The sequence below is a fragment of the Bacillus sp. ISL-77 genome (genome assembly GCF_018613105.1).
Window position 1 is genome coordinate 1 of sequence record NZ_JAGGQY010000086.1, and the last position, 7,306, is coordinate 7,306.

Annotated in this window: 7 protein-coding genes; 6 read left to right on the forward strand and 1 reads right to left on the reverse strand. The window is 34.0% G+C overall.

Annotated features, from left to right (window positions below; all coding sequences use genetic code 11):
* Positions 1-508: 508 nt before the first annotated feature.
* The gene (locus J7E77_RS27855) at positions 509-1,378 is read right to left on the reverse strand and encodes a LysR family transcriptional regulator (RefSeq protein ID WP_214718567.1); all 870 of its coding nucleotides are present in this window, start codon (positions 1,376-1,378) and stop codon (positions 509-511) included.
* Between the two features lie 128 nt (positions 1,379-1,506).
* On the opposite strand from J7E77_RS27855, the gene J7E77_RS27860 reads away from it, so the two are divergent.
* The 6 genes from J7E77_RS27860 (at position 1,507) to J7E77_RS27885 (ending at position 7,285) form a co-directional block, all read left to right on the forward strand.
* The gene (locus J7E77_RS27860) at positions 1,507-2,079 is read left to right on the forward strand and encodes a prolyl-tRNA synthetase associated domain-containing protein (protein WP_214718569.1); all 573 of its coding nucleotides are present in this window, start codon (positions 1,507-1,509) and stop codon (positions 2,077-2,079) included.
* Positions 2,080-2,207: 128 nt separating this feature from the next.
* Positions 2,208-3,101 carry a DMT family transporter gene (locus tag J7E77_RS27865; protein ID WP_214718570.1) on the forward strand — a complete coding sequence of 298 codons (894 nt, stop codon included), beginning with the start codon at positions 2,208-2,210 and terminating at the stop codon, positions 3,099-3,101.
* A gap of 248 nt (positions 3,102-3,349) precedes the next feature.
* Positions 3,350-4,288, forward strand: coding sequence for a DMT family transporter (locus tag J7E77_RS31555; protein ID WP_214718571.1), 939 nt, complete (start codon positions 3,350-3,352; stop codon positions 4,286-4,288).
* A gap of 256 nt (positions 4,289-4,544) precedes the next feature.
* Entirely contained in the window at positions 4,545-4,997 is a 453-nt protein-coding gene (locus J7E77_RS27875) for a YoqH family protein (protein WP_214718572.1), read from the forward strand.
* Positions 4,998-5,109: 112 nt separating this feature from the next.
* Positions 5,110-5,748, forward strand: a complete 639-nt coding sequence (locus tag J7E77_RS27880; protein WP_214718576.1) for a hypothetical protein — start codon at positions 5,110-5,112, stop codon at positions 5,746-5,748.
* 619 nt (positions 5,749-6,367) lie between these two features.
* A complete protein-coding gene (locus J7E77_RS27885; protein ID WP_214718578.1) occupies positions 6,368-7,285 on the forward strand; it encodes a CPBP family glutamic-type intramembrane protease in 918 nt (305 codons plus the stop codon).
* Positions 7,286-7,306 lie beyond the last annotated feature (21 nt).

Consider the following 7,306-nt stretch of genomic DNA (forward strand, 5'->3'; position numbering starts at 1 on the left):
ATACCTTGGCTCCTCACGACCTTCATCTGCAATGGCAACGGCAATTTTTTCCTTTGAAACGTCTAAACCTACATATTTAATGGTATCCTTCATAATAGCTAGCTCCTTTCGTAATGTAGCTCTGATTTGGTTTGTTTTTCCAGTAAACAGTGTAACCAAATTAACCTACGGTGTTACGAGTAAGGAGCTAGTTTCGTTCATGATAACTTAAACTATAGGGTGCTTGAGCTTAAGAAATGATCGCTGCGGCGATCTTTTTTTCTTTTTCGACTAACGAGGGAGTTTAGTGCAAGAAGGATCTTCAGAAACAATTAGGAATTATTATTTATACATTGGTTTGCTAAGGATTTAGTGATTTATATGTTTAATAACATGCATTGTTGCCTGTCTGAATATTTTCTTCAGTATCATAAAAGGTTCGGACCAGCGGATAGGTGCGAACCAATGATTTGAAACATTTCAAACAGGCTGTCATGTGTGTTTTAACAATTTGATCCACCATACTCATTCACTTTCTGTTCCTATAAGATAAATATTCTAAAAATTTCTTGGACGCAAGGGAAAGTGTTTTTTGTTCTCTCATAGCAACACCAATATTTCTAAAAGCAGGAACTTCAAGCTCTTTCGCTATAATCTTGTGAGGAATACGCTGTAATATCAATTCTGGTAATATACTGATTCCTAGCCCATTTTCCACCATAGACATAATGGCATAGTCATCCCATGTTGTAAAATTAACATGTGGTGTAATATGGTGCCTCTCAAAAATTTCAGATATTTCTGCTTTTGCCCCCTTTTCCAACAGCATAAACGGACTGTTTAATAAGCCGTTGATGGGAAACTTTTCGCAATTAGCAAGAGGATGATTTTGTGGAATCACTACCAGCAAACGGTCTTGTTCCAAAAAGATTGTTTCAAGTTCTGCTTTTGTCGGTAGCCGCAAAAATCCGAAGTCAACACGCCCATTTAGTATCCAACTCTCAATTTCTGTATAATCACCAAGCAGAAATTCAAAATCTATCATTGGGTAATCCTTCTTAAAAATTTTAATAATGTTAGGGAGCCAATGAGATGCTACGCTGGAAAATGTCCCAATACGAATCATCCCAGATTCCATATTATTTAATTCTTCGATCTGCTTCATTAAGATTTCATACTCATTGCAAATTCGCTTTAATTGGGGCAGTAACTTTAAACCATCCGAGGTTAAATTGATACCGGCACGTCCTCTTTCAAAAAGGAAAATCCCCCATTCCTTTTCTAAATCGTTAATCATACGGCTAATCCCAGACTGTGAATAGTCCAATATTTCGGCAGCTTTTGTAAAACTACCCAATTCTACTGCTTTGACAAATGCCATATATTTTTGGATATTCATATCTCTTTCCTCATCCTATCTGATTTTGTCATACATATCATGATAAACATTCGTTTTTGTAATGTATGTGTTTATGATATATTTTTACTATTAATTATTCAAGTTAGGAAAGGAAAAGGTGTAAAACGATGTTTTTTGTGAGTGATATTATGGAAAAAGCTCCAGACAGCTACAAGTCTCATCTACAAGAAACGGTCTATGAATCATTGACAAAGTTACAGATTCCATTTGAACGAGTGAGTACAGATGAAGCAATTTCAATGGAGGACTGTATTGAGATCAATCAAAAATTGGAAATGAAAATGGTAAAAACGCTGTTTCTCTGCAATAGTAAAAAGACAGAATTTTATTTATTTATAACGACCGCAGATAAACCATTCAAAGCAAAAGATTTCAGCAATGCACTCGGCATATCACGCGTCTCCTTTGCTCCTGCGGAACTAATGGAACAAATTCTGGGTGTAAAAATCGGAGCTGCTACTGTATTTGGTGTTTTAATGGACAGGGAAAATCTTGTGCAGGTGGTTTTCGATAAGGATGTGCTTTTGGAAGAGTGGTATGGATGTAGTGATGGAACGACAACCGGATATATGAAGGTCAAAACAGAGCTGATCGTCAATAACTTCCTAACCTATGCAAAGCACATTCCGAAAGTGATCGAAATGCAAAAAAATGGGAGTAAACTGGATATCTTTATTTAAAGCATACGCACAAATCGGTGAAGTATTGCTACCCTTGAATATTATTGAGGTCTTGTGATCACTTATATTAAAAACGGATTAAGAATTTGCGAAATATAAGCTGTTTCGCAGATTCGTAGGAGTAGACGATGAAATCTAAAATTCAGTTTATATTATCAATGATTATTTTCGGTACAATTGGTTTAGTTGTTCGATACATTGATCTATCATCGAGCGAAAGAGCTTTACTAAGCAGTTTCCTAGGATGCTTATTTTTACTGCTAGTATTCTTCATGATTAAGAAAAAAATATCATGGAATTTAGTTAAATCTAATGCTTTATTTTTGATTCTTTCAGGTATCGCATTGGGAGGAAATTGGATTTTTCTTTATCAATCGTATGACCATACGACAATTGCCAATGCAACGCTAGGTTATTACTTTGCACCTGTGTTTGTGATGATTCTTTCTCCCTTTGTACTTCGGGAACAATTATCCATTAAAAAAATTGTGTGTATTGGTGTAGCGATCATAGGTATGTTAATGATTGTAGGAGAAGGCGTGAGTGCATCCAGATCAAATGATATACTTGGACTTTCCTTTGGATTAATCGCAGCTGCATTTTATGCTGCGTTATTGCTTTTAAATAAATTTATTAAAGATATGGGAAAGTTAGAGCTGACCATCATTCAGCTTGCAACAACCACTTTACTTCTAATGCCATATGTTTTCCTTACTGAAGGCTTTGGTATCTTTGAAGTATCAAGTTCTTCCATTCCTTTTATTTTAATTTTAGGGATCATCAATACAGGGATTGGATTTTGGTTATTTTTCTCTGGTATGGAAAAATTAAAAGGACAGAGTATAGCTATGCTAAGTTATGTAGATCCATTTGTAGCTATATTGATTTCTGCAATTATCCTGAAAGAACAAATGACAATTGTTCAAATGCTTGGTGGTGTATTGCTATTAGGCTCTACATTTGTTAGTGAAACTAAATTTATTAGATTATACAAACAGAGCACAAAAATTTTATCGAAATAGTGATAAGATCAGTGGGGCATTTTTCACCACTGCTCTTATTTTATGTTCTATAATAACTAAACTTTATTAATATCTTCATTCACTCTGGCTTATTGTGTTCATCTCAACGCTTGCTGCTACTTTCTTTTTATTCAAAGAACATATACAAAAGTCACTTTAGTTTAACCCACTGTTCTTTGTATTTTTATACTTAGAACAAAACATCACCATTATTATTTTATACAGAGAGAAAAATTGGAGGGGAACTTGTGAATCAAAAACGATTATTACTAACATATGGTTTATTATTTTTTGTCACGGCTATTTGGGGACTCAATATTGTTATAATTAAAGTATTTGTGGAAGATTTACCTCCACAAACAATGACGGCATTTCGAATTATGATGGCTGGGATTACAGCATTAATCATAATCGTTATTGGAAAATCCTTTCGTCGTTTATCGAAAAGGGAATGGATTTATACACTGCTCGGAATGTTATTTGGTGTCATTCTACATCACTCGCTTATAGCAGTAGGCTTAACAATGATTGATGCTTCTAATGCTTCTTTAATCCTCGCATTAGTACCGCTTACAACAGCAATACTTGCCGCACTCTTCTTAGGTGAGCAATTAACAAGGTGGCGAATGATAGGTATTATTCTTGCATTTACCGGTGTCTTTTTTATTCAAGGCGGTTCATTCATTAGTATGCAATTATCTAAAGGAGAACTGTATTTATTTATTGCCATGTTGGTCCAAGCCATTAGTTTTATTTTCGTAAAAAAAGCAACAGAAACACTTGATTCAAAACAGTTAACCACAATAATGTCCCTAGCAGGCTCAGTTGGTTTGTTGATCATCAGTTTTATAACTGAACCTGGGGGAGTCAATGAAATGACTTCTGCCTCTTTATTTATTTACTTTTTATTTATCGTGTCAGGGGTGGTGTCAACAGGAGTGGGGTATATTGTTTTTTATGGAGCTATTCAGCAGATAGGGGCAGGGCAAGCCGCCTTGTTTGATAACTTTGTTCCGTTTTTTGGTCTTGTATTCTCCGTACTTTTCTTAAATGAAACAATTACAGCTTCACAATTATTTGGATTTGTGTTTATTGTGGCTGGAGTTTTATTTGGGACAGGTTATACTGAAAAACTATGGGCGAAAAAGCATATACGGATTAATAATCCAAAAAAGAGTGTAGGATAACCTACACTCTTCCTGGCATTTGCAATTTGAGGTTTTTATTTCTCAACCTTGCGCAGAATGATTGTTATGGATATTAATAAACCACTTTTTATGAAAATAAAGAACGACCATTAAACAAAATAATTAACCACGTAACCAACCAATAATGCTTGAACCTGACTTTTACCTTTTGACACATCCAGACCAACGATTGGATTCATTTTTAATTCTCCTCCTCCAATTATTATTCACCGGTACCCCTAATCAGAGGTGTTATATGAAACAACTTGTTTTGGTGATATTTATTGTCTCTATTTTTGTTATTTTCCCTTCATATTCAAAGGCGACAACTATGCCTTGTAGTATGGTTTTGGAATCAATTGATAAAGAACTTAAAAATGCAAAGGGGGTAGCATTGGTTTATAAAGTGCAGTTACGCCCACCAAGTTTTGCACGAACTAATATAAGTATTCTAGGGGTACATCTTCCTGAACCATCCTCTTTTGGAAATTACGATAGCTATGAAGGATTTGCTTTTATACCTCGTGAAATTAGTTGGCGTTTCAGGCTTTATCCTACTAAAGAAAAAGATAGTCCAACTTGGGCTGGAAGATTTGATGAAATTACAGCGGAAATGGAAAATGTAGAAGTGCAGGTGCGTCTTTCTAATTCCAAGACTGAAAAATTGGGACCAAGTAAATTAAGAGGTAATATCAAATACTGTAAGTAGTTATTGAACTAACAGTTGCGTTGATCCAAGAAGGATTAACGCTTATTTTTGTTCAAGTTATTATACTAACGGGGCAGTATAGTTAGAAAAGACAAAATAAAAGGAGAAAAAAATGAATTGGTTATCATTAGTATATGCGACGATTTTTGGATTCGTAATTTCCTTTATAGGGGGTTTTTTAGACTTTCCTGAACCTCTTGTTTCCTTTTTCGTCATTATTATTGTTGCATACTTCCTTGTATTTCCGATATTCCGATTAAATTGGGGAATAGGTGATGCCGAAAAAATAGAACAAATTCTTTTAAATAATAAAAAGAATCCTTTTTACAGATTTTATTATGGGCTTGCTAATGGAATTGAAAAAGATGTAGACGAGTCCATTAGAAAAATCAATCAAGGTTTTCACCTGCCTAGTATAAAAAAACAGCACCAATTAATTCATGCCTATTTTCACCAACGAACAGAAGAAATGGAAAAGTTGTTAAGCGGTATGAGAAAGTCAGCGTTTACTCTCTATTACCAAGCAGCCCGTTCAATTTTGATTAATGATTTTGAAGGTGCTCGGTCATATATTAAACAAAATCCGAAAATTTGGATGCGGGAAGCATTAACAACAGAACTTTTGGTTAAAGAGAATCGGAAAGAAGATGCATTTATTCATGCACGGAACGCTCTTTTGAAAACAAAGGGAATACAGCGATATGTTTTATTACGTAGTTGGGAAAGAGAATGGGGCATGACATTAAAATAAGGGCACAATATAAGAGATTAAATGAAATAAATTTGAATAGGTATTTAGCTAACGGGTGCATGAGTTGAAGATCCGGTGCCACTTTTAGTGGCTTTTTCTTATTCAGCTAACGGGGCAGAATAGTTAAAAATGAATTAAAAAAATAACTTAAAATATGTAAAGGAAAAATTTATGACAATAAGAATAATTGGTTTAATTATGGTCGTAATAGGAACTATTATATTGGGATGGTTAATGATAACCGCATACAAAAGTTAGAAGAATGAGAGTATTTGGGTTAAAATTCTTGTAATTGCTGCAGTAATGGTGGATTTCGCTTTAGATACAACAGGATTTTTACTTATTTTCTCTTATGCTTTAATCGTGGTTGGTGTATGTTTAATGCTTAATCTTTAGATTCTTTTGAAAATCATAGAATAGGATGTTACTTCTTCAACTAACAGGGGATTATGTTAAAGATGGGATGGCTTCGGCGATCCATTTTTCTTATTGTGCTAACGGTAGCAGGATAGTTGAACAACAAGGTGTTTTGAAAAATAACCACGAATATTTTCTTTAAAGGAATCTTAATACAAAGATACAGTTCTTCTTATCATTACATTTTTGGGGTGAATAACTTTTGGAAGAGAATTTTTTTAAAACTAATAGGGGTATTAATAAATGGTGGAATTACATCATTTCTTTTTTGCTACTACTGACCATCTTAGTATTAAGTGATAAATTATCTACGCAATTCTACAAGTGGTATGTAGAGCACGACGGGAATGCTGCTAGTTATTATAGTCCTGATTTAGACCAAGCTATTTCGTTTAATCCTTATATCAACTATTCTTTCCTTCAACTTTACAATGTTTTTTGTTTAATTGGTATTGCGTTGGTTATGCTGCTGATTCATAGGAGAAGTGTGCTTACCTTGATTACACCAAATAAAAAGGTGAATTGGAGGAAGATTGGGTGGGGGTTTTTCATTTTATTGTTACCTATGTGTGTAACAACATTTTTTGACTATTTACTTTTCCCAAGTGATTATGGGTTAAATAGACTGAACATGGAACTCTTTTTAAAGGTATTAGGGATATTAATCATCTTTTTACCTATTCAAACATTGATGGAAGAGTTCTATTTAAGAAGTTACCTAATGCAGTGGATTGGCTCAAAAGTTAGTAATATGATTGTACTCTCCATTATTGCAGGTCTTATCAATGGAGGATTGCTTATTTATTTCGATCCTTATCTCATGGATTTGGACCCTGTTTATACGGGTTTAAGTTATATTGTTATAGGAATCCTTTTATCGTATATAACCGCTACAACTAATAGTTTGGAGATAGCAATAGGTGCTAAATTTTCCTATTACTTATATATTAGTGTTCTCTCAATGCTGGGTTTTACCCGTTATCAGTTCTTCCCTAATTACTACTCTTTCTCGAGTCTTTATACGAAGATGTATCTTTTTTGGACTATTTTATCGTTTGGAATACTAGTCTTTGTAACTCTAAAACGATATCAGGATAAAAAAGATATTAATCACACTTAAACTACTATGAAAATTCACTTC